This is a genomic window from Lentzea terrae (assembly GCF_003265345.1).
Lineage (GTDB): Bacteria > Actinomycetota > Actinomycetes > Mycobacteriales > Pseudonocardiaceae > Lentzea > Lentzea terrae.
The window spans coordinates 53,114-77,695 of the sequence record NZ_QFWW01000017.1 but is presented as its reverse complement, the minus strand read 5'-3'; the positions used below and the strand labels follow the sequence as shown (position 1 = coordinate 77,695).

The window sequence follows — 24,582 nt, the reverse complement described above, 5'->3', positions numbered from 1 at the left end:
TTCGCCTCGACACAGGGAGGAACGAACGATGTCGCTGGCGATCAGGGCAGAAGGCCTGGTCAAGCACTACGGGGAGACCAAGGCCCTGGACGGGGTGGACCTGGAGGTGCCGGAAGGAAAGGTCGTGGGAGTGCTCGGCCCGAACGGCGCGGGCAAGACCACGGCGGTGCGGGTGCTGGCCACGTTGCTGCGCCCGGACGCGGGACACGCCACAGTCGGGGGTCATGACGTGGTGAAGAACCCGCGTGCGGTCCGGTCGTTGATCGGCCTGACCGGCCAATACGCCTCGGTGGACGAAGACCTCTCGGGCACGGAGAACCTCGTCCTGCTGGCCCGGCTGCTCGACTTCAGCCGCGCCGGCGCACGCGCCAAGGCAGCCGAGCTCCTGGAGCAGTTCGAGCTGACCGACGCGGCGGGACGAGCCGCCAAGACCTATTCCGGCGGTATGCGCCGCCGGCTGGACCTCGCGGCGAGCCTGGTCGGCAACCCGTCGGTGCTCTACCTGGACGAGCCGACGACCGGCTTGGACCCGCACGCCCGCAACGAGGTGTGGGCCGTGGTGCGCAAGCTCGTCGCGAACGGGGTGACGGTCCTGTTGACCACGCAGTACCTGGAGGAAGCGGACCAACTGGCGGACACGATCACGGTGTTCGACCACGGCCGCGTGGTAGCCGAAGGCAGGCCGGACGAGCTGAAACGCCGCGTGGGCGGCCAAACGTTGCAGGTGCGACCCACATCAGCCCGCGATCTCGATGTGGTGCAACGGATTCTCGGTGACCTCACCGGAACGAGGCCGACGAGGAACGACGACTCGGGCCTGCTCACCGCCCCGGTCAACGATCCGGTGTTGCTGTCCACTTTGGTCCGCAAGCTGGACGAGGCCGGGATCACCGCGGACGAGCTGGCGCTGCGGCTGCCCTCGCTCGACGAGGTGTTCCTGGCGCTGACCGGAAAGCGCGAGCCCGAAGGGAGCCTGGCATGACCACCATCGCACTCGATCGGGGTGCGCGGCACGGGCTTTCGCTGGCCTGGCGCGGCATCCTCAAGATCCGCAAGAACCCCGAGCAGCTCGCCGACGTGACGATCGCACCGATCGTCTTCCTGGTGATGTTCACCTACCTGTTCGGTGGCGCGCTCGCCGGCAACACCGACGCGTACCTGCAGATGCTCGTGCCGGGCATCCTGGTGATGAACATCCTGCAGGCCAGCATGACGGCGGGCGTGCAGCTCAACACGGACGTGTCCAAGGGCGTGTTCGACCGGTTCCGCGCCATGCCGATCGCCCGTTCCGCACCGCTCATCGGGGCGGTGCTGGCGGACATCGTGCGGTACGTCGTGTGCATCCTGGTGCTGTTGGTGGTCGCCACCATCATGGGCTTCCGGGTGCAGACCGGGCCGGTGGAGCTGCTGGTCGCGGTGGGCCTGGCGCTGGCGTTCGGGCTGTGCTTCTGCTGGGCATCGGTGTTCGTGGGCATGCTGCTCAAGACGCCGCAGGCGGTGCAGGGCCTGATGTTCGTGCTGATCATGCCGTTGACGTTCGGCAGCAACGTGTTCGTGGGCACCTCCACGATGCCGGGCTGGCTGAAGGCGTGGGCGGACATCAGTCCGGTGAGCCTGCTCGCGGACACGGTGCGCGGGCTGCTCAACGGCGGTCCGATCGCGGGGCCGCTCACCGGGTCGCTGATCTGGATGGTCGCGGCGGTCGCGGTGTTCTTCCCGCTCGCGATGTGGGCCTACCGCAAGCGGGTTTGAGCTGCCTCCGCACGGATCTCCCGCAGCGCCTCGGCTTTGGTGAGCGACGGACGTTCCGGCTCACCGACCAACGAGACGAGGCGCCGCAGATCGGGGTCGCCCAGGTCGATCCGGCCGCGGATCACCTGGGCGAGCCCGAGCAGCCGGTACGCGGTGTCGTCGCGGCCCTGCGCGTGCCGGACCAGCGCCAGGAGTTCGGCCGCCGTGGCCAGGTCCGGCATGTCGCCCCGCTCGGACGTCGAACCGATCGCCACGGCGGCGCACGCCTCCGCCTCGTCCGGGGCGCCGTCCGCGACCGCGATGCGGCCGTCGAGCAGTGCCGACCACTCGGTGACGAACGACCCGAGCAAGACCGAGCGAGTGGCCTGTTCCTTGAAGCGCGCGCTCAGCTCCCGTGCCTCGGCTGTCCGGCCGGCGCGCAGCACGACCTCGGCCTTCGCGTAGCCGATCATGATGGACATCTGGTCGTTGCCGATGTCCTGGACGTACTTCTCGGCTTCGGCCACCTCGCGGGCAGCGGTCTCGTGGTCGCCGAGCCGGGCGTACTCGACCGCGAGCCGCCACCTTTGCTGCACCGCGTCGTCCTGGGACCGCAGTTCCAACGCCACCGCGAGACCCCGTTGGTACAACGCGATCGCGGCTTCGTTGTCGCCGGTGTGCGAGACGAACGCGGCCTTCATACCGAGCGTCATCGCCGAACCCCACCGGTCGCCCACGGCCACGAACTGGTCGTACGCGCGGTCACGCGCCAGTTCGGCGCTGTCGAGATCACCGTCGTCGGCGAAGATGAAGCTCAACGCCCAGTCGGCTGCCGCCCGCGCCCACGGGTCCTCGCTCGCCGCCGCCCGTGCCACCTCACGGCGGGCCAGCTCCCGGTTCTGGGTGAGGAACGCGAGCATCGGCAGCGCGATCGCCAGCGACGGGTACTTCTGGGTGGCGCCGGTGCGCACGCAGTCCTCGATGATGGTCGCGGCGACGTGCTTTTCCGGCAGGCCGGGCACCGCGGCCATGAGCAGCTGCATCACCCGGAACATGGCGGACAGGTCCTCCGGCAGGGCGTCGCCGAAGGACAGGATCTCGCGCACCGACAGTTCCGCGCGTTCGTTGTCGCCCTTGACCAGCCAGTACCAGGCAACGCCGCCGAGCAGGTCGGCCGCCAGCTCGACCTCCCGGTCGTCCATCGCGCCGCGCAACGCGGCGACGATGTTGTCCTGTTCTGCCTCGTAGATCCCGATCGCCTCGATCTGGCGGGAGGTGCGGATGTGCGGTTCCCACTGGTAGGTCAGGTCCCGGTAGTACCGCCGGAACCGGCCGAGAATCTCCCGCTGCTCCCCGGACGCGTCGAGCTGTTCCGCCGCGTACACCCGGATAGTCTCCAGCATCCGGTAGCGCGGCTCGCCGTCCAGCTCGAAGACGTCGACAATGGACTTCTCGACCAGCGACGTGAGCACGTACAACGCGTCGTCGTGGCAGATCTGCTCGATCGCGGCGAGGTCGGCTCCCGCCGGGAACACCGAGAGCCGGCGCGCGAGCTGGAGCTCCTCCTCGGTCAGCAGGTCCCAGCTCCACTCCACGACCGCTCGCAACGTGCGCTGCCGCGGGAGGGCGGTGCGGCTGCCCGAGGTCAGCAACCGGAACCTGTCGTCGAGCCGCTGGGTGATCTGCCGGACCGTCATGGACCGCAACCGCGCCGCCGCCAGCTCCAGTGCGAGCGGCATGCCGTCGAGCCGGCGGCAGATCTGCTTCACGTCGTCCACAGTGGACTCGTCGAGCACGAACCCCGGCTTCACCGCGCTGGCCCGGTCCAGGAACAGCCGCACCGCGCCGAACCCGGCGATGTCGGTCTGCCCGTTGGGCACCGCGAGCGGCCCCACCTGGCACAGCGACTCGCCGTCGATCGCGAGCGGCTCGCGGCTGGTCGCGAGGATGCGCAGGTTCGGCACCCTGCGCAGCAGATCACCGGCGAACTCCGCGGCCGCGCCGATGAGGTGCTCGCAGTTGTCCAGCACCAGCAACGAGTCGCCGGCGCTCAGCACCTCGGCGATCCGGTTCATGCCCTCTGACCTGCGCCGCAACGGATCCCCGCCGAACGTCAGGTCGAACGCGGCCAGCACCGCACCGGCCAGGTCCTCCTGGACGCGCACGCCCGCCAGCGCCGCGAACCACACGCGTCCCTTGGTGTGCAACGGATGCCGTGCCGCGGCCTCGGTGGCGAGCCGAGTCTTGCCCGCGCCGCCCGGACCGACCAGCGTCACCAGCCGCGCGGCACCCAGCTGGGCGGTGATCTGGGCGAGCTCCTCGTCGCGGCCGACGAAGCTCGTGAGCCGCACGGGCAACCGGTCGACCGCGGCCCGCGGCGTGAGCTCTCCGCGCAGCGCCGCGAGGTGGACGTCCTGGAGCTCCTGCGACGGGTCGACGCCCAGCTCGTCGGCGAGGCGCCGGCGAACCTTCTCGTAGACGCGCAACGCGTCCGACTGCCGGCCCTGCGCGCACAACGCCCGCATCAGCAACCCGGCCAGGCGCTCCCGCAACGGGTGCTTCTCGTGCAACGCGGTCAGCGCGGCGGCGTCCAGCTCGCCGCGTTCTTCCTCGGCGGTGAGCCGGGCTTCGTCGAGCCGTGCGGCCGCAGGCTGGGCGAACGGCGCATCCCGCACGTCGGCCAACGCCTCGCCGCGCCACAACCCGAGCGCCTCGTCCAGCTGCCCGGCCGCGCGCAGCCGTTCGAACCGGAACACGTCGACGTCGTCCTGGGCGATCGCGAGCCGGTAGCCGCCCGGCTCCAGCGTCACGTCCGGGCAGACCTTGCGCAGCCGTGACACCAGCGACTGCAGGGCGTTCGACGCGTCCGCGGGAGGTTGTTCGCCCCACAGGTCGTCGATCAGCGTCGTCGTCGGTACCGGCCGGCCGGGGTCGAGCGCGAGGCGGGCGAGGAGCATGCGGACGCGGGCACCACCGATGTCGACCGGTGTGCCATCGTCGGCCTCGACCGTCGTCGGGCCCAGCAATGCCACGCGCACACGTCCAGCTTTCCAGATCAGCTGTGGCGATCAGCGGAGAACGTCGAGTGCCCGCGTGAGCGCGGCGGTGATCAGGTTCTCGAACTCGGGGTCGGCGCTGCCGCGCGGCACGCGTTCGACCAGCATGATCGAGTACAGGTACGCCTGGTAGGCGGCGAGGCGCACGCGGGCGGAGTCGGTGAAGCGGAAGCCGTAACCGGTGAGGAAGTCCACGTCGTCCTCGATCGACCCGAACAGCGCCAGCGACACGAACTCGGCCACCGGATCGCCCCAGAACGCCCGCTCGCCGTCGACCAGGCCGGTCAGTCCGGACCCGCTCAGGATGTTGCCGTCCCAGAGGTCGAAGTGCACCAGCGACGGCCGCTCGACCTCGTCGAACACCGCCTTGGGCAAGGGGATCACCGGCAGCGGCACGCCGAACCGCGCCGCGTCGGCCTTGACCGCGTCGAACATCGCGAAGAACGCCTCGGTCCACGACTCGTGCAGACCGAGCTGCGGATAGCCGAAGCCGGGCCCGGTGATCTCGTGCAACGCCGCCACTGCCGTGCCCAGCTGACGTCGGATCAACGGCCGGTCGACGTCTGCGCGTCCGAAGAGCGGCTCGCCTGGCAGGCATGTGGTGAGGAGAGCGTCGCCTCTGACCAGGGTGCGGGAGAAGTCGGTGTGCACGACCTCCGGCACGGGTGCGACCGCGCGGCCGAGCGTGCAGAACATCGCCTCCGTGCGCATCAGGTGGCGTTCGTAGGTGAGTCCTGGCTGGTCAGGCGGCGAGACCTTGAGCACGAAGTCGCCTTCCGGTGACGTCACCCGGTACACGTCGTTGTACGTGCCGCCACCCAGCGGTCGCACGGTGAACTCGGTCAGGTCGGCTGCGGCCAGGATCTGCTCCACCGTCACATCGGCAATGTAATGATCGTCGGGTGAACACGTACTGGGGGACCGCCGAGGCAGCCTGGCGGTGGGTGCTCGATCAGGTGCATTACGACGACGATGGAGTGTGGATCCCGTTGCCGGCCGGCGGCGTGCTGGAACCGGAGGCACGCGACGGCATGTACGCGGGCGTCGCCGGGCTCGCGCACGTGCTGGCCGAGGTCCGTCTGGTCCGCTCGTGGACCGCGGAGGAGCAACGCCTGGCGGACCTCATCGCCGCGCAGCTCCGGGCGGGCATCGGTACCGCCGTCGACTTCACGTTCTTCAGCGGCCTCGTGGGCACGATCGAGGCGCTGACCTTGCTGGGCGCACCAGGCGCCGACGAAGCGGTGGCCCGACTGCTCGAGCTGTCCACACCGGGCGGGTGGGCGCTCGACTACTTCGGCCCGCCGCGATTCGTGGAAGGCGCCCGCTCCCACGACCTGACGGCGGGCACGGCCGGTGTGCTGCTGGCCGCGGTGTGGGCGCGACGGCACGGCGTTGCGGGGAACAAGGAACTCGCGGAAAAGGCGGCCGAGATCCTGCTGGCCGAACGCGAAGAGGTGCCGACCGGCCTCAACTGGCGGGCTGTGCCGGTGCGCCAGTCCGTCGTGCAACGGGAAGTGCCCAACTTCTCGCACGGCCTCGCGGGCATCGCGACGGCGATCGCGCTGGCAGGTGCCGAGTTCGGGCGCCAGGACCTCGTCGAGGCCGCTGCTTCGGGCGCTCGCCACCTCGTGTCGCTGGGCGACACGAGCGATGGCGGTTTCCGGGTCCCGCAGCGCATTCCGCAGTTGGAGGACATGGAGCCGTTCGCCTACGGCTGGTGTCACGGCCCGACCGGAACTTCGTTGCTGTGGCCCGCGTTGGGCCACGCGGGCGTCACCGAGGTGGCCGGTTCGTCGGTCACCGACTGGCACAACCGGTGCCTGCACAGCGTCCGCGTCTCCGGACTGCCCGAACGCCGGTATCCGGGCTTCTGGGACAACGACGGCCGGTGCTGCGGCACCGCGGGCGTCGGCGACCGGCTGCTCGACGCGGGCGAGCACATCGACTTCGCGCTGCATCTCGCCGACGTGCTCGTCGAGCGTGCTGTCGACGGCGTGTGCTGGCGGTTCATCGAGCACCGCGCCGACGAACCGCTGCTGCCGGCCCGCCTCGACTGGATGCAGGGCGCGGCGGGGATCGCCGGGTTCCTGTTCCACGCCGGTCGCGTCGCGCGGGGTGACTTTTCGGTCGTGCCGCGCATCGACACCTGGTGGGCGCTCTAGGCAGGCTGCCAGCCCAGTTCCGGGCCCAGCTTCGTCGCGATGTCGGTGAGGATCTGCACGTAGTCCTCGTGCTCGAAGCTGAACGGCAGCGCGAACGCCACCTCGTCGACCTCCTGGAAGGCGAGGTGCGCGTAGAGCTGCTCGGCGATCTCCGCGGAGGTGCCGATCAGGTCACGGGCGAACATGAACCGGCGCGGCCCGAACGGCGTCTCCGTGCGGGCCGTGCGCTGGTCCACGTAGTCCTGGTACTTCGCGCGTTGTTCGGGGGTCGCGGAGTCGGTCGGGATCACCACGAGTCCCTGCGACACCCGCCCGCTGCCGTGCTCGCGGAACGTCTGGATGTGCGACAGCTGGATCTCGGCGAAGTTCTCGGACTCCTCGGCCTGGACCACGTTGCTGCACAACAGGTTCAGCCCGTGCTCGCCCGCCCACCGCGCCGACCGCAGGCTGCCGCCGCCGTACCACGTCCGCTCGCGCAGCCCGGCCGAATGCGGCTGCACGCGGTCGGAGAACTGCTCGATGCCCCTGGTGCCGCTGAAGTCCGTGACCTTCTCGCCTTGCACGAAGTCCAGCAGGCGCTGCACGCGGTCGTAGCTGAAGTTCTCGACCTCAGCGGTCTCCGGGTACAGCGCGTGCTTGACGTCGTCGTAGTACATCGGCGGCCCGACGCTCACGCCCGGATTGAGCCTGCCACCGGACAGGACGTCGACCGTCGCCAGGTCCTCGGCGAGCCGCAGCGGGTTCTCCCAGCCCAGCGGGATCACGGCGGTGCCGAGGCTGATCCGGCTGGTGCGCTGGGAGGCCGCGGCGAGGATCGCGACGGGCGAGGAGATGCCGAACTGGAGGTGCCGGTGCCGTACCCACGCGCTGTCGAACCCGAGTTCCTCGCCCAGCTCGATGATCTCGAGGGTGCTGCGGTGGCCGGGCCCCGGATCGTGCTCGTCGAACAGCCCGATGGTGAGAAAACCGAGCTTTCGCAACGTCTCTGACTTCCGCGGCACCGGAGCCCTCCTTCAGTGTCCTCCCCTCCGAGCCTAGGTGACGTCTCAACCAAGTCCACATGCTGGAATCAGACCGGCTGGAAGGTGAGCGAGAAGCTCGCCTTCTGCGCGTGCAGCCGGTACTGCGGCAGCACACCCGGCCCGCACGACGCCGTGCCCAGCCCGTGCTGGGCCAGGTCCAGGTTCAGGTACACCTGGTCGCGCGCCTTCAGGTCGTCCGTGTGCCGGGCCGCGTCGAGGTCCTCGGTGGTCCAGCGCCGGGCGGTGAAGTCGAACACCGGCTCGCCGGTGACCTGGATGCCGCCGAGCCGCAGCCAGCGGGCGTCGGCGCGGTTGCCGTTCTCCTGCGGGAAGACGTACGGCGTCTGCAGCGCGTCCACAGTGGACTCGAACCGGCCGATGCGTGCTGCTTGCCGGCTGTCCGGGTACGCCTCGCCGGGGCCTGCACCGAACCATTCGACGGTGTCGGTGGTGCCGGGCAGTGCGAGCCAGAGGCCGAGGCGGGGGAGCGTGCCCGGCCATTCGCCGTCCGGGGTGATGTCGACCTGGAGCCTGAGCCGGTCGCCGTCGGCGGTCCAGTGGTAGTCGGCGAGCACGCCGAAGCTCTGGGCCGGTGGTGCCACCCTCGTGCGGACGATCAGGGTGGTTTCCCGGGCGTCGACCTCGATGACGCGGTGCTGCAGGCGGTGCAGGCCTGCTGCGCGCCAGGCTCGTTCCTCGGGGTGGTCGGAGCCGCGGTCGTTGTCGGTGGGAGCGCGCCAGAGGTCCAGGCGGGGGCCTTCGACCTTGAGTTCGCCGAGGCGGGTGAGGAGGCCGGTGGCCGGGTCGAACTCGCCAGGGCCGAGCCAGAGGACATCGCCGACGCCGACCAGTTCGGTGGCGGTCACGGGGGTGACGGGGGTGGGCTCGGTGATGGCGAGCTGGCCCCAGGCGATCACGTGGCCCGCCCCGGCCCAGGACGTTTCGGACGCCAGCGACGCGCGGACGGTCAGCCAGCCCTCACCTGCGGTTGAAGAAGGCAGGCCAGGCAGCGGAACGTCGGCGTGCTCTCCAACGGCGATGGAGGGCACCTCCAGTGAACCCGCAGCCACCTCCACCCCGTCGACCTCGTACACCCAGTCGAACCGCAAGTGGTCCAACGACACGTGGTCGTAGAGGCTCGCGATCCGGATGCCCTGCCCGTTCGCGGTGATCCGCACCGGCTCGAACACCTTGGCGAACTCCACCAGCCCCGGTGACGGCGTCCGGTCGGGGAACACCAGCCCGTCGATCACGAAGTTGCCGTCGTGGATCGTCTCGCCGAAGTCGCCGCCGTACGCGTAGTGCCCGTCCGCCGCGAGCCCGTGGTCGATCCACTCCCAGATGAACCCGCCCTGGACGGTCCGGTGCCGCTCGAACAGCTCGCGGTACTCGAGCATCCCGCCCGGCCCGTTGCCCATCGCGTGCGCGAACTCGCACAGCACGAACGGCAGGCCGTGGCGGTGCGTGCGGCCGATCTCGTCGACTTCTTCTTGAGAGGCATACATGCGGCTGTAGACGTCGACGTACTCGCAGTCGAAGTCGCCCTCGTAGTGCACCGGACGGGACGGGTCGCGGTCGCGGGTCCACGCGGCCATGGCCGCGAGGTTGCGGCCGGTGTGAGACTCGTTGCCCAGCGACCAGATCACCACGGACGCGTGGTTCTTGTCCCGCTCGACCATCCGCCGCATGCGGTCCACATAGGACTCGGCCCAGCGCGGGTCGTCGCTCGGGTTGTCGGCCCAGTTCAGCTCGCCGAAGCCGTGCGTCTCCAGGTCGCACTCGTCGATCACCCAGAGGCCGTACTCGTCGCACAGCGACAGGAAGTGCGGGTCCGGCGGGTAGTGGCTGGTGCGGACGGCGTTGACGTTGTGCCGCTTCATCAACAGGATGTCGGCGAGGGCGAACTCGCGTGGCACCGCGCGGCCGAACTCGGGGTGGTGCTCGTGCCGGTTCACGCCGCGGAACACCACGCGCGAGCCGTTGATCGTGAGCACGCCGTCGGTGATCGCGACGGTGCGGAAGCCGATGCGCACCGGCACCCATTCGACCGCGGTGTGGACGAAGCCGTCGTACAGGCGCGGGCTTTCCGCGCTCCACGGCTCGACCGGCACCGAGACCGGCCGGCCCGGCTGGAGATCGGTGATGCCCAGCTCCGGCACGGTGACCATCGCGCCGTCGACGGACAGCGTGCCGAGGCCGGAAACGTGGTCGTAGGAAGCGTTCAGCTGGTAGTCCGCGACACCGCCACGCGGCCGGGACAACAGCTTGACGGAGCGGAAGATGCCGGACATCCACCACATGTCCTGGTCTTCGAGGTAGCTGCCGGACGACCACTGGTGCACGCGCACCACCAGGACGTTCCGCTGTGGACGGAGCAGGGGGCCGACCTCGAACTCGGACGGCAGCCGGCTGCCGCGCGTGACGCCGAGTTCGGTGCCGTTGAGCCAGATCCGTCCGCACGAGTCGATGCCGTCGAACCGGAGCACGGCCGGTTCGTCCGCGGGCCACTCGGCCGGCAGGTCGAACGTCAGCCGGTGGTCGCCGGTCGGGTTCTCGGACGGCACGTACGGCGGCTCGACCGGGAAGGGGTACACGACGTTGGTGTAGGCGGGCGAGCCGTGGCCCTGCAGCTGCCAGTGACCGGGCACGGCGATGTCCGACCAGCCGCTGTCGTCGAAGTCGTCCTGCTCCGGCCCGAGCGGCGCGTCGGCGTGCGGTGACAGGCGGAAGCGCCACGTCCCGTCGAGCGACAACGAAGCCGCGTCCGAGGTGAAGTAGGCGCGGGGCGGCAGTGCTCCGGTCCCAGGACCCATGTCTTCGAGGTACAAAACTCAGCCTTTCAACGCGCCGGCGGCGGCGTCCGTGAACGCTCCCGTGAACGTTCACGGCATGCTCCGAAGCATGCGGCGGACGAGGAAGAGGTGTCAAGCCCCGAGGAATGAAATGGCAGGTCAGGCGGACTCGCGCAGCAGCAGAACCGCCTGCACCACGAGATCGTCACCCGCCAGCGGCTCCGCGCCGGCCAGCAACCGGGCAGCCTGCTCGACGGCGAGCGCCCCGATCCGCCGGGTGTCGAGCGCGACGCTGGTCAGCTCCGGATCGACCACGGTGCCGAGCTGCAGCCCGTCGAACCCGATCACCGCCAGCTCTCGGCCGAGCCGGCGCACCGTCCGCAGCGCTCCGATCGCGATGATGTCGTTGAAGGTGAAGACCGCGGTGACGTCCGGATGCCGGTCGAGCAACTCGACCAGCGCCTCGGCACCTCCGGCGACCGACTGCGCCGCGGTCGTGACCGCGTCGGTGGCGAGCCCGTGTGTGGCCATCGCAGCGCAGAACCACGCGTGCCGGTCGCTCGGATCGGCCCGGTTGGCGTAGTCGAGCATGCCGATGCGGCGATGACCAGCGCTGACGAGGTGATCGACGGCCGAGCGAACGCCGGCCGCGCCCTCGATCCGGATCGAGCTGAACCGCGGCGACTGGCGGCCGATCAGGACCACCGGCATGCCCCGCGTGTGCTCGTCGAGCTCGGCTTCGGACAGGCTGAAGTAGCCGACCACCGCGTCCACCTGCGTGCCGATGACCTGCAACGTGCCGCGTTCCTCCTCGAGGCTGTCGGCCGTGTCGTACACGACGACGTGCCAGCCGCGGGCTCGTGCGGCCTCCAGCGCGGCGGCGGCGACCTCGGTGAAGAACGGGTTGAGCAGGTCCGGGATCACGAGCCCGATCGAGGTGGTGTCCGGCCGCACCAGGCCGCGGGCGAAGCGGCTCGGCCGGTAGCCCAGGTCGCGCGCGGCGTCGAGCACGCGTTGCTTGGTCTCGCGGTCGATCTCGCCCTTGTCGTTCAGCGCGCGCGACACAGTCTGCCGCGACACCCCGGCGGCGCTCGCGACGTCGTTGATCGTGATCCTCTGTGTCAGCTTCTGGGTCATCACCGGGGAGTATGCAGGGCGTCGAGCACGACGGTGATCGCGGCGCGCGAGTCTCGCCGCACGGCCGCGGTGATCTTCCTGGTCACCGGCAGCTCCTTCGCGACGACGTCGAACCTCGGGTCGACGGCCAGCGCGGGCAGCACCGCGACCGCCAGACCTGCCTCGACATGCTTGAGGGTCAGCATGTAGTTGCTGAACCGGCCGACCACTCGAGGCTCGAACCCCGCCTGCCGGCACAGGCGCGTCGCGAGGTTCGCCATGTACGAGCCGGGGATGTCGAACGCCCACGGCTCGTCCTTGCAGGCCTTGAGGTCGGTCTTCGGCTGGCCGGGCGGGCTGAGCAGCACGATCGGGTCCTCGGCGAGCGGCACGACGTCGATGTCCGGTGGGACCGGCAGCTCCACGAAGTCCGTGGTCGTGATGATCACGTCGACCTCGCCGGTCAGCAGCGCCGGCATGCTGGCGTGCGGCTCCAGCTCGACGATCTCCACGTCGAGGTGCGGGTGGTCGAGGTGCTGGACAGCGGGCACGACCAGGGTGTGGATCGCGCTCTGGAACGCGCCGAGCCGGACGCGGCCGGACGGTTCCTCGTTGAGCCCGCGCAGTTCGGCCTCGACGGCGTCCATCTGGTCGAGGATCGACCGCGCCCGCCGCGCCAGGATCAGCCCGGCCGACGTCAGCCGGACGCGGCGCCCGGTTCGTTCGATGAGCTGCGTGCGCGTCTCGCTCTCGAGCACCGCGAGCTGCTGCGACACGCTCGACGCACTCAGGTTCGCGGCCTGTGCCACCGCCCGCACGGTGCCCAGCGCGTCGAGCTGGCTGAGCAGGCGCAGGCGCCACGGGTTGAGCGTCACGCTGTTAAGTATCTCCGAACAGCAGGCGCGGAAATGTGAGATGGACCCGACGCTCGGCCGCTCGTAGCTTTCAGGCATGGACAGTTTCTGGGAGGACGTCGACCGGCACCTGGTCCGCTACGGCGGCACGTTCACGCGAGCGATCATCGACAGCGCGTCGGGCAGCTTCCTGTTCACCGAGGACGGCCGCCGGATCCTGGACTTCACGTCCGGCCAGATGAGCGCGATCCTCGGCCACTCGCACCCGCGCATCGTCGCGACCGTGCAGCGGCAGATCGCGAACCTGGACCACCTGTTCAGCGGCATGCTCAGCCGCCCGGTCGTCGACCTGGCGCGGCGCCTCGCCGAGACCTTGCCGCCGTCGCTGTCGAAGGTGCAGCTGCTCACGACCGGCGCCGAGTCGAACGAGGCCGCGCTGCGGATGGCGAAGCTGGTGACCGGCAAGCACGAGGTCGTGTCGTTCGCCCGGTCGTGGCACGGCATGACGGCGGCAGCGGCGGCCGCGACCTACAGCGCCGGCCGCAAGGGTTACGGGCCTGTGGTTCCCGGCAACTTCGCGATTCCGGCGCCTTCCGGCGACTGGCAGACGCAGCTGGATCTGGCGTTCGAGCTGATCGACGCGCAGTCGTCCGGCTCGCTGGCCGCGTGCATCGTCGAGCCGATCCTCAGCTCCGGCGGGATTCTCGAGCCGCCGTTGGGCTACTTCGCCGCCCTGCTGCAGAAGTGTCGTGAACGCGGGATGCTGCTGATCCTCGACGAGGCGCAGACCGGCTTGTGCCGCACCGGAACCTGGTACGCGTTCGAGCGCGACGGCGTGGTGCCGGACATCCTGACGTTGTCGAAGACCCTGGGCGCCGGGCTGCCGCTCGCCGCCGTGATCACCTCCGCCGAGATCGAGGAGGAGGCGCACGCTCGCGGCTACCTGTTCTTCACCACGCACGTGTCAGATCCGCTCGTTGCCGCAGTGGGCAACGCGGTGCTGGACGTGCTGGTCGAGGAACGGCTGGACGAGCGGGCCGCGAAGCTCGGGACGTTCCTGCGCAACGGGTTGGACGACATCGCGGCTCGGCATTCGCTGGTGTCCGATGTGCGCGGGCGTGGGTTGCTGGTGGGGTTGGAGATCGCGGACGAGTCGCTGAGCGCGCCGATCACGCAGAAGTGCCTGGAGCTGGGGCTGCACATGAACATCGTGCAGATTCCCGGGATGGGCGGGGTGTTCCGGATCGCGCCGCCGCTCACCGCGTCCGAAGAGGAGCTGGCGTTGGGACTGAGCATCCTCGACGAGGCGATCGGGGTCGCCGCCTGACCAGTTGACCACTCGGGTCGGCCGGACGGTTGAGGTCAGTCGGTCGCGCGACTCGTACCATCCCGGCCCGTGCGGGTATTTCGCGGTATGTCGCAGCTGCAGCGGTGGCTGGGAGCCACGGCCGTCGTGTGTGCGGGCGTGTTCACGCTGTCTGGCATGATCAGCGGGTTCGACCGGGCCTTCCGGCTGGGCGACGGACACGGCGTCTGGACGCCGCCGCTGCTCGAGCTGGCGCCGGTCCGGCTCGCCGAGGTCGCAGTGGTGCTGTGCCTCGCCTTCCTGCTGGCCAAGAAGGCTCCGCCGCAGCTCGCCGCGGTGTGCGTCACGGCGTTGGCGCTGATCAGCATTCATGCCGCAGTCATCCGGCCGAGCTACTTCGTCGAGCGCCGCCTCGAAGTCCTTCTGCTCGTCGTGTTCCTCGGCGTCCTCGCCGTCGGCTCCGGTGTGCTGCTGCGGATGCGCGACCGGTCGCGGATCGCGCTGGCGGCCGCGGCGGAGGAACGGGCGCGACGCGACGAACGGCTCGACATGGCGCGCGAGCTGCACGACGTCGTGGCGCACCACGTCACCGGCATGCTGGTGCAGGCGCAGGCCGCGCTCGTCGTGGGTGAAGGGGACCGGGCCAGGGCCTACGAGATGTTGCCCGGCATCGTCGACGGCGGCACGGACGCGCTGGGTGCGATGCGCGCGATGGTGCGGACGTTGCGGGACAACGGAACCGCGACCGCTACCAGCGATCTCACGGCTGATCTGCACCAGCTGGTCGAGAAGTCGGGACTGCCGGTGCGCACGACCATCGAGCTGCCGTCGGACGTGCGTCCGGAGCTCGGCCGGTCGGTCTTGCGGCTGGTGCAGGAAGCGTTGACGAACAGCCGCAAGCACGCGTCGGATGCCACGAGCGTCGAGGTCGACGTGCGGCTCACGGCGTCCGCGGTGTTGTTGTCCGTTGTGGACAACGGAATGTCACGGCCGGCGCATTCGGGCGGATTCGGCCTGGTGGGCATGCAGGAACGGGTCCAGGAGCTGGGTGGGCGGTTCTTCGCCGGCGCAACGGGGGAGGGCTGGCTGGTCACGGCCGAGCTGCCGCTGGAGGTGCGGGCTTGATCTCGGCCGAACGGCTGACGCTCGCGCTGCGCTGATGGCCCATTGGCCATGATCTCCGGGCTGCCGGGCTGATCCGAGAGCCCTCAGCCCGGCAGCAGGCTCGTTCACATCGGACTTCCGGGTGGACGAAGGGGTTTCCTGTGCTGGATCAGGTGCTGGCGGGTATCTCGGTGGGACAGCGCGTGACCAAGGTCCACTTACGGTGGGTGTGGGCCGTGGTCGCGGCCGGCGTCCTGGTCTTCGTGAGCGTGCGCAGCGCCGGCCCCGGCCTGCTCGACCTGGGCGTCTACCTCGAAGGCGGCCGGACGTGGCGGTCCGGGGCCGACCTCTACGGCCCGGACTTCCAGGGGCCGGGAGGGTTGCCGTTCACCTACCCGCCGTTCGCGGCACTGCTGTTCAGCGGCCTCACCCCGCTGCCGTTGCCCGTCAGCGCGGTGCTCTTCACGGCGGCCGGCATCGCGCTGTTCACGGCGGCGTGCCACACAGCCGCACTCGGCAAAACGACCGTGCCGTGGGCCGGCTTCGGTCTGGCCGCCGTGTGCCTGCTGCTCGAACCCCTGCGCGGGAGCATCGGCCTCGGGCAGATCAACATGGTGCTGATCGGGCTCGTGGTGGCCGACTGCCTGCTACCGCGCACGCCGTGGCCGAGGGGCGTGCTCGTCGGACTCGCGGCCGCGATCAAGCTGACGCCGGCGATCTTCGTGCTGTTCTTCCTCGCCCGCGGGCGATGGCGGCCCGCGCTGACCGCGGTCGGCACGTTCGCCGCGGCCGGGATGGTCGGCTGGGTGCTCGCGCCGGCGCAGTCGCAGCAGTTCTGGTTTCACGCCATGCTCGACCCAGGCCGCGTCGGCGGTCTCGCCTACAGCGCGAACCAGTCGCTGAAGGGACTGCTGTTCCGGCTCGGCGCACCCGAACCGGTCTGGCTGGTGCTCTGCGCGGTCGTGCTGGCCACGACGCTCTTCCTGTTGCCGCGGCTCAGGGACGACCTCACCGCCGTCAGCGCGGTCGCCGCCACCGGGTTGCTGATCTCGCCGGTGTCCTGGTCGCACCACTGGCTGTGGATCGCGCCCGCACTGCTGCTGCTCAAGAACCCGGTGTGGGTCGCGGCCGTGTTCGCGGTCGGCCCGCACTGGTTCCTGCCCACGGCGGGTGACAAGGAGCTCGCGTGGACGTGGTGGCAGCACCTGATCGGCAACAGCTACGTGTGGCTGGCACTCGCGTTTCTCGGCTGGTGCGCGATCCAGGCCAGGCGTCATCGCTCGCCGGGCCCCGGCGATGTCGGTGACCGCGACGGCTACTTGGTGACCGGTGCGGGCAGCTTGGCGAGCAACGCGCGGGCTTTTCGCACGATGTCGGCTTCTTCGTGACCGAACTCCGAGAGGTAGTGGCGCAGTGCGTGCCGCAGGAGGACGAGCTCCTCCTCTGTCAGCTCCAGCGTGGTACCCATGGCTCCATGTTAGGCCTGATCAGCGAGGGCGGCGCGGTCAGCGGACCGCGCCGCCCCCACCCAGGTCAACCACCGAGCAGGTAGTCCATCGCCCGGTCCATCACCGTGTTGCGGGCGGCCACACCGGTGATGCCCTCGAAGCCGAACCCGAAGTACAGCGTGTCGGCGGTCTTCACCACGGCGCCCTCCGGGAACCCGGCGGCGGTGGTGCGGATGAAGTTGTTGCTGTTCACCCCGCTGCCCGGCGGCGGGCCGCTGATGGCCCAACCGTCCAAACCGGACTCGAACGACGTGGTGCCCTCACCGGTGGTGACGGCGATGTCGTCGAGGAACACGCCGAGACCCTGCGTGGCCCAGTCACTCGCGTAGGCGATGGAGATCTCGACCTGACTGTTCGCGTAGGGAGTCAGGTCGACGTTCCACTGCTGCCAGCCGCCGGACGAGCCGGACGCCGCGTGCCAGCTGCCGGACGAGCCGGTCGGCGAGCAGGTGCCGTCGGGGTTGATCGTCTGGTAGTGGTCGAGGTGCGGGTGCAGGTCGCGCCAGCCCTCCGGACAGCTCAACCCCGTGCTGGTCGTGGTGTGCCCGTTGGTGTCGGGCAACGTCGTCCAGTTGGTGCCACCGGCGGTGCGGGCCTCGACGAACACGTGGTCCCAGTCGATTTCGGTGTCGAAGGACGTCCAGAACGACAGCTGCGCGCCGCCGGCCGGGACGTTGATCGTGCGGGTCAGCCGCTTGTACGACACATCACTGATCTGGGAGTACACGTAGTACTCGCCGGCGTGCGGCTTGAACGGGCCGCCTGGGCGCTCCCAGACCGCCGAGACGTCGCTCGCGAACTGCGGGTACTCGGTGACCGGCAACAGGCCGCTCGTCGTGATGAACGACGCCGTGTTGGCCTGGTTGTTGGCGCTGTCGGTCCCGTTGAGGCCCAACGAGAGGCCGGTCAGCGGGTTCGAGACACCGGTGATCGGGAACGTGTCGCCGGTCTCCGGGTTCTGCCCGGCTCCGCTGTTGAGGACCGCCGCGCCGAACCAGTAGGTGAGGACGTCGTTCACGCCGTCGCCGGAACCGTCGAGCGGACGGCACCGCAGCGCCGCGTCGGGCAACGTGCCGCACTGCTTGTTCTCGAACGGGTCGTAGAGCTGCGTGCCGAGCGCGCCGGTGTACTGGTGCCCGGCGAACTGCCCGGTGTAGAGCACCTTGCCGCCCTCGTTGAGGTAGTCGCGGATCTCCATCAGCTCCGTGTGCGCCAGGCTGGACGCGTTGCCAGGACCCCAACCGGGTTCACGGGTGACGACGTCATCGCCCGTGTACCAGATGACGGCCTGGTAGTGGCTCAGCACGCCGAGCGCGTCGGGTGCCTTGCGGCCGTTGGCATCCACGTCGTACACGTCGTGCGCGACCGCGTTCGCGTTGAGCGCGTCGGTGTAGTACGAGAGGTACTTCGGCGCGGTCACACCCTGGTTGGGTGAGGCGCCGGTGTAGTCCTCGGCGGCCAGGACGAGCACCTTGTCACCGGACTCGGAAACGGCGGTGTAGGTGAACGAGCTGCTCGTCTGCCCACCGCCTTCGAACCACACCTTGACCTGGTCACCGGGGTTCGTACCGGTCACCGTGCCGCGCACGACGTGGTAGTAGTTCGCGTTGCCCGCGCTGTACCGCTCGCCACCGTTCCACACGGTCGTCGGCGCGCTTTGCACCGGGCCGTTGCCGATCTGCCACTTCGCGGTCACCGCGCCGAGCGACTTCTTCGCCAGCACGCGGACTTCCTGCGGGTCGCCGTAGGACTTGTCGAACGTGAAGTCCAACATGGACAGTGGCGTGTTCTCCTGGTCCAGCTCGGCCTGGTCGAGGTAGAACGGCTTGGTCTGGATGCCGACGGCCGACTTCGGGTTGGCCGGGTCCGGCGCGGACTTGGCCAGCGACAGCGAGAACGGCAGTGTGTTCAGGAACTCCTGCTGGACGAGCGCCTCGTCGTCCGGGAAGACGAAGCCGCAGCCGTCGCAGCCCTCGCTGAGCTCAGGGGTGAACGCCACGGTGCCGTTGCGGCTGTCGGCGTAGTCGGTGGTCTCGCCGTTGGTCACGTACAGCTCGTCGGAGCTGATGCCGGGGTCGAACCCAGGAATCGCCGGTGTGGCGTCGGTGCCGGCCAACGCGACGTAGATCGGGTTGTCCGCCTCGGGTGAGCCGGTCTGCCAGCCCTGCGGGTAGAGGATCCACTGCCCGGCGGAGTGCCAGTTGGACTGGAACTTCGGCTTGATCCGGTCCAGCAGCCCCTGCATGGCCTTGGTCTCGGGCTCGGACGCCGCACTCGGGCCGCGGTAGGTCTCGCTGGCGGTCGCGGAGGACGAGCCCTCGTTGTCGTAGTTCCAGTGCTCGTCGAAGTTGCGGTTCGGGTCAACGCCGTCGCCGACGGTGATCTGGCCGTTGCCGTCGTTGTCCCGCAGATTCTTGCGCCACAACCGTTCCACGTCGAACGAGTACTGGTAGCCGTCCGGGTTGGCGACCAGCACGAACCACAGCTCGGTCTGCTTCAGCAGCTCCTTGATCTCCGCGTCGTCGGCCTTGAAGCGGTCCACGTAGTGGTTGAGCAGCCTGCGGTTCACCTCGGTGCTGATCCACTCTCGCGCGTGCTGCGTCGACGAGTACAGCACCGCCGGACGTGCGCCGTCCTTGATGCCGGCGGCGCCCTGAGTCACCTTCAGCGCGATGATCTCGCGTCCCTGCCCGGTCTTGCCGAGCACCGTGAGCTTGACGAGGTTGCGGTTGTCGCGGGCCAGCGCGTACATCTGGTCGCGGATCCCGCCGGGTTCGTCGTAGGACCGCCACACCGTGAAGCCGTTCGCGGCCTGCTCGGCGGCGAGCTGTCGGGTGGTCTTGCCGTCCTTGGTCTTCTTGACCTGCGCGTTGACGCCACGCTTGGCCAGGTCCTGCTGCTGGGCGGTGCTGAGGACGAGCTCGATCTCGACCTTGTCGCCGGCCGTTCTGCTGCCGGCGACGTCGAAGCCTTGTCTGGAGAGCTCACCCGCCTGCTGGGACGTCACCTCGGCGACGTAGACGTCGAGCGGATCGTGGGGCGGCGCGGCTTGGGCGGGTGACGCCGCCACGCCGCCGGCGACGAGGGCCAGTGCGGACAAAATTGTCGTGGACCGCTTCATTGCGTTCCTCCGGGGCGTGCGTGGTCGACGCAAGACCAGCCGACGCTACGCCGATCGGGCGTTACATTGACGAGCCTTTCGGCCCTACCTGTTCGGCCCAACGGTGGCAGGTCGTGATCGGACGACTGCTCGTCGTCACCGCAACACGAGTCCTGGCAACCGATAGCGGGTTCGCTGGATCACCCGTGCCGCGGCGCGCACGTGCTCGTCGGAGTCCCAGCTCCAGCCGAACGCGTTGCCCAGCCGGTTGACGATGTTGAACACCGCGTTGACGTGCAACGCCTCGACCAAGGCAGCCTCGGGCACCCCGGCCGCGCGCACCGCCGCCACGTCGGCCGGCGTGACCTCGCCGCGGTTGAGCAGCGTGACGAAGGTGAGCACGGCGGCCAGTTCCGGCCGCACGTCCCGATGTCCGGCGAGGCGCGCGGTCTCGGTGTGCACCCGCACGCAGAACGGGCATTCGTTGAGCTCGGAGGACACCGCGCCGAGGTGCTCGCGCTCGGCCACCGTCCAGAACGACGGTCCGCGCAGAACTTCCCGCACGTAGGCGAGGAAATGCCGGCCGAAGAACTCAGGCCGGTGCATCGACGTCTTGACGACGTCGTCCACCTCGTGCCCCATGAGTGCGACCACGATCCGTTGGAACCACCGGGCGAACCGGCCGTGCCCGTGCTCCAGGACGTCGAGCCTCATGACTCCGCCAGTGCCCGTAGACCGGCCTGGAGTCGGTCGAACGCGGCGCCCACGGCCGTGGCGACGGTGATCTCGAAGATCTCCTCTTCGTCGATCCCCTCGGCTTTCAACGCCGTGATGTCCTCTTCGGACACCCGGTAGGAGGTTTCGCGCACAGATCGGACGTAGTCGGCCCACTCGCCGGGCGCGGCGCCCGCGGCCGCCGCACGGCGCAGGTCGAGGTCCGTGACACCGGGCCCGTCGAGCGCGGCGGCCCGGAGCGCGGCCAACCGGCCGGTTGGTTCCATCGGCCGAGTATGCGCTGTCACTCGTCCTTCTGGTACGTCCACACGAAGTTCTTCACCGCCGAGCTGTCGAGAACGTCCTGCATCACGTCGTAGGCCGACTTCTTCCCGAGCGCCGCCATCTTCGCGGCGACGGCACCGCCGACGTAGGCGGCGGCGCACGACGTGCCCACCCAGGACGCGTAGCCGCCGGAGAAGTCGGAGTCGGAGGTCTCGTCGAGCATCGTCACGTCGTTGTGTTCGAGGTACGTGCTGATGAACCGCGCGTCCGGTCCGATGTCGACGACGCAGTCGACCCACGGGAGGTTCGGGCTGTAGTCCGCGCCCGCCACCCCGGCGGCGACGACGCGGGGGAGCGCGGCCGGCCACGTCGCCGAGTTGCGGGTGGTGTGGACGTCGGGCGACATGCCCTCGACGATCCCGTGGTTGCCGGCGGCGGCCACGACCATCATGTGGCCGCTGAGCCGTTCGACCGCGCGCTCGATGATCAGCGGCGGGCGGCCGTCGAGGGTGTTGCGGCAGCCGCTCGCGAGCACCAGGACGTCGACGCGGTGTTCGTCCTCGAGGAACTCGGCGAGCATGGTCACCACGTCCCACGCGTAGGCCTTGCCGTCGGATCCCAGCACGTGCCTGGCGACGAGGGTGGCGCCCGGCGCCTGCTGCAGGATGAGGCCCGCGGTGAACACGCCGTGCCCGTCCTCGACGGTGCACTGCGGCTTGTCGTCCTTGCCGAACCTGGTGGCGGGGTCGGGGGTGTCGATGTCGCACCCGGCGAGGGCCGGGTGGTCGTAGATCCTGGTGTCGAGCAGTCCGATCCGCACGCCGCGCCCGGCGTCACCGGTGAAAGACGGTGTCGGCTCCGCCTCGGTCTTCGGCTTCGGGTCCCACAGGTTCATGCTCTTGGTCTGCGGATACGCGCCGAACACGCTCGCCATCCTGCGGTTCTTGCCGATGAGCGGCGACCAGCCGGCGGCGCGCCCCGCGAACCGGGCGCGCAGCTCGGCGAGCACCGGGTCGATGTCGTCCAGCGCCTCGCCGCCCAGCGTGAGCTTGAGCAGCGCGAGATCGAACTTCTCGACCTCGCTCCGCTCCGCGACGAAGATCCCGAGGTCGTCCAGCACCGACTCGACGGCGTCGACCTCGGTGAGGTCCACGACGAGTGCGTCGGGTTCGGCGTGGTCTTCGTTCTTCCGCACGGTCAACCTCCGCAGTGAGCTCATGCCGAACCGATGCCGCCGCGCCCGGCCCTGATACCTGGCACATTTGTCATCATGGCGCCGGGATCCGCGTTACAGGCCGCACGTGAGGCGATGCGGCTCGCCGACCTCGACCCGGCGCGCGCCATCCCGTTCGCCGCGCTCGTCGTCCGGGACGCCGCCGGGGACGCCGCGGCTCAGGCGCTGGCCGAGCAGGCGTGGGGATACGCGCTGTTCCAGACCGGGCAGGTCGCGGAGGCCGTCCGGCACCTGCGGCGCGCGGTCCGGCTGGGGGCGGGCAAGGCGGCAGCGGAGAGCCGGATGAAGCTCGCGTTCGCGCTCGGCCAGCAGGGGCGGGTCGCGTCGGCCCTGCGTGAGGTCGACCTGGCGGTTCCGCTGCTGGGTGCGCGCGCTCGGGGCCAACGGGCGGTGATCCTCTACCACCTCGGGCGGCTCGACGAGGCGTTTGCCGACTACCAGACCGCCGAGCGCACACTGCGCCGAGGCGGTGACCAGCTCGCGTTGCAACGGATCCTGGTCAACCGGGGGATCCTGCAGGCCGAGCGCCAGAACTTCGCCGCCGCGGTGCAGGACCTGCGCGAAGCCGAACGGCTGGCCCGTGCGCTCGGCCGCGACCTCGTCGTCGGGATCATCGCCGAGAACCTGGGTTTCGTGGAGGGCCGCCGCGGTGACGTCCCGGCCGCCCTGGCCCACCTGGACCGGGCCGAGGAGATCATCGGCCGGCACGGCGGTCAGCTCGCGCCCGTGCTGCAGGACCGCGCGGAGCTGCTGCTGTCCGTTGGGCTGGTTGGCGAAGCGCGGGAGCACGCCTCGCAGGCCGTTGCCGCGTACCGCGCCGAGGGGCGCCAGCTCAAGGTTCCCGAGACGCGACTGCTGCTCGCCGACGCCGCTCTGCTGGCCTCCGACTGGGCCGCCGCCGGGCAGCACGCGCGCGCCGCGCTCGCCCAGTTCGTCCGGCAGGGGCGTGCCCACCACGCGGCGCTGGCTCGTGCGACGGTGCTGCGGGCCGCGTTGAGGGCGGGAAAGCCGTGCCGGATCAGCGATCCAGAGGCCTTGGTGACGGCGTTGCGCGGGCACCCGGCCGCCGTCGTCGAGGCGCACCTCGACCTCGCTCTGCTGGCAGAACGGCGAAGACAGTCCACCCGCGTGGCCGAGCACCTGACCATCGCGCGCGAGGCGCGAAAGAGCGGACCTGCTGCCCTGCGGGCGCGCGGTTGGTACGCCGAAGCGTTGCTGCTGGAGGATGCTGAGCCTCGTGCCGCAGCGGCCGCCGCACGGCGAGGGTTGCGTGTGCTGGACGAGAACCACGCCGCTCTCGGAGCCAGCGATCTTCGTGCTCATTCGGCCATGCACCGCGCTTCCCTGGCGTGCTTGGGCCTTCGGGTCGCGTTGAAGGCCGGCAAGCCCATGGACGTGTTCGAGTGGGCCGAACGCGGCCGCGCGAGCCGTTTCCTGCCGCGCTCAGTGCGCCCGCCCGACGATCCCGAACTGGCCTCGCTCCTGCCGTTGCTGCGCGCCACGGTGCTCGAGCTGGAGAGCAGTCCCACGCCGAAGCTGCGGCACCGGCAGGTGGAGCTGGAGCGGCAGATCAAGAACCGCAGCCGCCTGCTCCGAGCGACCGGCGGCGGCCCGGCCGATCCGGTTCGTCCGTCCGAACTGGACCTCGGTGACCGCGTGCTGGTCCAGTACATCGAGATCGACGGCACGTTGCTGGCGTTGCGGCTCGCCGACGGCCGGCTGGACCTGCGGACCGTCGGTCCGGTCCGCGAGGTCGGCGATCTCCTCGACCGGGTGCCGTTCGCGTTGCGGCACCTGGCGAAGCGGCCACGTCCGGAGATCAGCAGGCTGTTGCGGTCGACCGCCGCGCAGCTCGACTCGCTGCTGCTGCCACGCGATGACCGGCCGCTGGTCGTCGTGCCCACCGGCGTGCTGCACGACGTCCCGTGGTCGACTTTGCCGTCGTGCCAGGGCAAACCGGTCGTCGTCGCGCCGTCGGCGACGCTGTGGCACACCGCCGCGAACCGTCCTGCCCGTGCGCGGACCTTCGCGGTAGCCAGCGGTCCGGGTCTGCCGGGCGCGGAAGCGGAAGCGGCAGCGGTGGCGGACATCCACCAGACCGCCAACCCTGCCGAGGCGACGGTCGACGACGTTCTGAAGGCGCTCGGCACGGCAGGCACGGTGCACCTCGCGGCCCACGGCCGGCTCAACCCGGACAACCCGTTGTTCTCGGCGTTGTCGTTGCACGACGGACCGCTCCTGGTCCACGACGTCCAGCGGCTCGACCAGGTGCCGGAGACCGTGATCATGGCCGCGTGCGACGTCGGCCGCTCGGTCGTCGTGTCCGGCAACGAACTTCTCGGGCTCGCGGCCACGTTCCTCGAACGCGGCACCTCGCAGCTGATCGCGTCGGTCGTCCCCGTCCCGGACGCCGCGACCAAGGAACTGATGATCGCCGTGCACCGCCGGTTGCGCGACGAAGTGCCGCCGGCGCAGGCACTTGCCGAGGCTCAGCACGAACTCGGCGAACCGAACGGGTTCGTCTGCGTCGGCGCCTAGGCCGTGTCCTGCGAGTCTCGTCCGCGATAGTCGCGGCCGAGGGGCACGTCCTAGGGACGA

18 protein-coding genes are annotated in these 24,582 nt (G+C 70.0%); 7 read left to right on the top strand and 11 right to left on the bottom strand.

Features of this window, described 5'->3' with window-relative positions:
* Positions 1-28 precede the first annotated feature (28 nt).
* Both DI276_RS21520 and DI276_RS21515 read left to right on the top strand, forming a co-directional pair.
* Positions 29-982: an ATP-binding cassette domain-containing protein gene (locus tag DI276_RS21520; RefSeq protein WP_112266088.1), complete on the top strand. Its 954-nt coding sequence runs from the start codon at positions 29-31 to the stop codon at positions 980-982.
* Positions 979-1,752 carry an ABC transporter permease gene (locus tag DI276_RS21515; protein ID WP_112266086.1) on the top strand — a complete coding sequence of 258 codons (774 nt, stop codon included), beginning with the start codon at positions 979-981 and terminating at the stop codon, positions 1,750-1,752. Before DI276_RS21520 ends, DI276_RS21515 begins: the two co-directional genes overlap by 4 nt.
* Here DI276_RS21515 and DI276_RS21510 read toward each other — a convergent pair.
* Together DI276_RS21510 and DI276_RS21505 are read right to left on the bottom strand one after the other, a co-directional pair.
* Positions 1,734-4,763, bottom strand: a complete 3,030-nt coding sequence (locus DI276_RS21510; protein WP_232836807.1) for a BTAD domain-containing putative transcriptional regulator — start codon at positions 4,761-4,763, stop codon at positions 1,734-1,736. The two genes, DI276_RS21515 and DI276_RS21510, sit on opposite strands and share 19 nt — an antisense overlap.
* Positions 4,764-4,799: 36 nt before the next feature.
* Positions 4,800-5,666, bottom strand: coding sequence for an aminoglycoside phosphotransferase family protein (locus tag DI276_RS21505; RefSeq protein ID WP_157984857.1), 867 nt, complete (start codon positions 5,664-5,666; stop codon positions 4,800-4,802).
* A 23-nt stretch (positions 5,667-5,689) separates the two neighbouring features.
* Here DI276_RS21505 and DI276_RS21500 point away from each other — a divergent pair, with 23 nt between their 5' ends.
* Entirely contained in the window at positions 5,690-6,949 is a 1,260-nt protein-coding gene (locus DI276_RS21500; RefSeq protein WP_232836806.1) for a lanthionine synthetase LanC family protein, read from the top strand.
* Here the strand turns inward: DI276_RS21500 and DI276_RS21495 are convergent.
* The 4 genes from DI276_RS21495 to DI276_RS21480 form a co-directional block, all read right to left on the bottom strand.
* On the bottom strand, positions 6,946-7,950 hold the full coding sequence (locus DI276_RS21495; protein ID WP_112266078.1) for an LLM class flavin-dependent oxidoreductase: 1,005 nt from the start codon (positions 7,948-7,950) through the stop codon (positions 6,946-6,948). The genes DI276_RS21500 and DI276_RS21495 overlap by 4 nt on opposite strands.
* A 68-nt stretch (positions 7,951-8,018) precedes the next feature.
* Positions 8,019-10,784: a glycoside hydrolase family 2 TIM barrel-domain containing protein gene (locus tag DI276_RS21490; protein WP_112266157.1), complete on the bottom strand. Its 2,766-nt coding sequence runs from the start codon at positions 10,782-10,784 to the stop codon at positions 8,019-8,021.
* 138 nt (positions 10,785-10,922) lie between these two features.
* The gene (locus tag DI276_RS21485; RefSeq protein ID WP_112266076.1) at positions 10,923-11,900 is read right to left on the bottom strand and encodes a LacI family DNA-binding transcriptional regulator; all 978 of its coding nucleotides are present in this window, start codon (positions 11,898-11,900) and stop codon (positions 10,923-10,925) included.
* Positions 11,900-12,754: a LysR family transcriptional regulator gene (locus DI276_RS21480; protein WP_232836805.1), complete on the bottom strand. Its 855-nt coding sequence runs from the start codon at positions 12,752-12,754 to the stop codon at positions 11,900-11,902. The genes DI276_RS21485 and DI276_RS21480 overlap by 1 nt, the downstream gene beginning before the upstream one ends.
* A 76-nt stretch (positions 12,755-12,830) precedes the next feature.
* Between DI276_RS21480 and DI276_RS21475 the strand changes: the two genes are divergently transcribed.
* The 3 genes from DI276_RS21475 (at position 12,831) to DI276_RS21465 (ending at position 16,531) form a co-directional block, all read left to right on the top strand.
* Positions 12,831-14,060: an aspartate aminotransferase family protein gene (locus DI276_RS21475; RefSeq protein WP_112266072.1), complete on the top strand. Its 1,230-nt coding sequence runs from the start codon at positions 12,831-12,833 to the stop codon at positions 14,058-14,060.
* A gap of 69 nt (positions 14,061-14,129) precedes the next feature.
* Positions 14,130-15,164: a sensor histidine kinase gene (locus DI276_RS21470; protein WP_157984856.1), complete on the top strand. Its 1,035-nt coding sequence runs from the start codon at positions 14,130-14,132 to the stop codon at positions 15,162-15,164.
* A 140-nt stretch (positions 15,165-15,304) separates the two neighbouring features.
* Positions 15,305-16,531, top strand: coding sequence for a glycosyltransferase 87 family protein (locus DI276_RS21465; protein WP_157984855.1), 1,227 nt, complete (start codon positions 15,305-15,307; stop codon positions 16,529-16,531).
* On the opposite strand, the gene DI276_RS50120 is transcribed toward DI276_RS21465, so the two are convergent.
* The 5 genes from DI276_RS50120 to DI276_RS21445 all read right to left on the bottom strand — a co-directional run bounded on the left by DI276_RS50120 (position 16,459) and on the right by DI276_RS21445 (position 21,945).
* Positions 16,459-16,611 carry a hypothetical protein gene (locus DI276_RS50120; protein ID WP_157984854.1) on the bottom strand — a complete coding sequence of 51 codons (153 nt, stop codon included), beginning with the start codon at positions 16,609-16,611 and terminating at the stop codon, positions 16,459-16,461. The genes DI276_RS21465 and DI276_RS50120 overlap by 73 nt on opposite strands.
* Positions 16,612-16,676: 65 nt before the next feature.
* Entirely contained in the window at positions 16,677-19,772 is a 3,096-nt protein-coding gene (locus tag DI276_RS21460) for a M14 family metallopeptidase (protein ID WP_198680801.1), read from the bottom strand.
* A gap of 135 nt (positions 19,773-19,907) precedes the next feature.
* Positions 19,908-20,465 (bottom strand): carboxymuconolactone decarboxylase family protein, encoded by a 558-nt coding sequence (locus DI276_RS21455; RefSeq protein ID WP_112266066.1) that lies wholly within the window; start codon positions 20,463-20,465, stop codon positions 19,908-19,910.
* Positions 20,462-20,752, bottom strand: a complete 291-nt coding sequence (locus DI276_RS21450; protein ID WP_112266064.1) for a carboxymuconolactone decarboxylase family protein — start codon at positions 20,750-20,752, stop codon at positions 20,462-20,464. Before DI276_RS21450 ends, DI276_RS21455 begins: the two co-directional genes overlap by 4 nt.
* Positions 20,753-20,769: 17 nt before the next feature.
* Positions 20,770-21,945 carry a S8/S53 family peptidase gene (locus DI276_RS21445; protein WP_157984853.1) on the bottom strand — a complete coding sequence of 392 codons (1,176 nt, stop codon included), beginning with the start codon at positions 21,943-21,945 and terminating at the stop codon, positions 20,770-20,772.
* A gap of 75 nt (positions 21,946-22,020) precedes the next feature.
* On the opposite strand from DI276_RS21445, the gene DI276_RS21440 reads away from it, so the two are divergent.
* Positions 22,021-24,522, top strand: a complete 2,502-nt coding sequence (locus DI276_RS21440) for a CHAT domain-containing protein (protein WP_157984852.1) — start codon at positions 22,021-22,023, stop codon at positions 24,520-24,522.
* Positions 24,523-24,582: the final 60 nt, after the last annotated feature.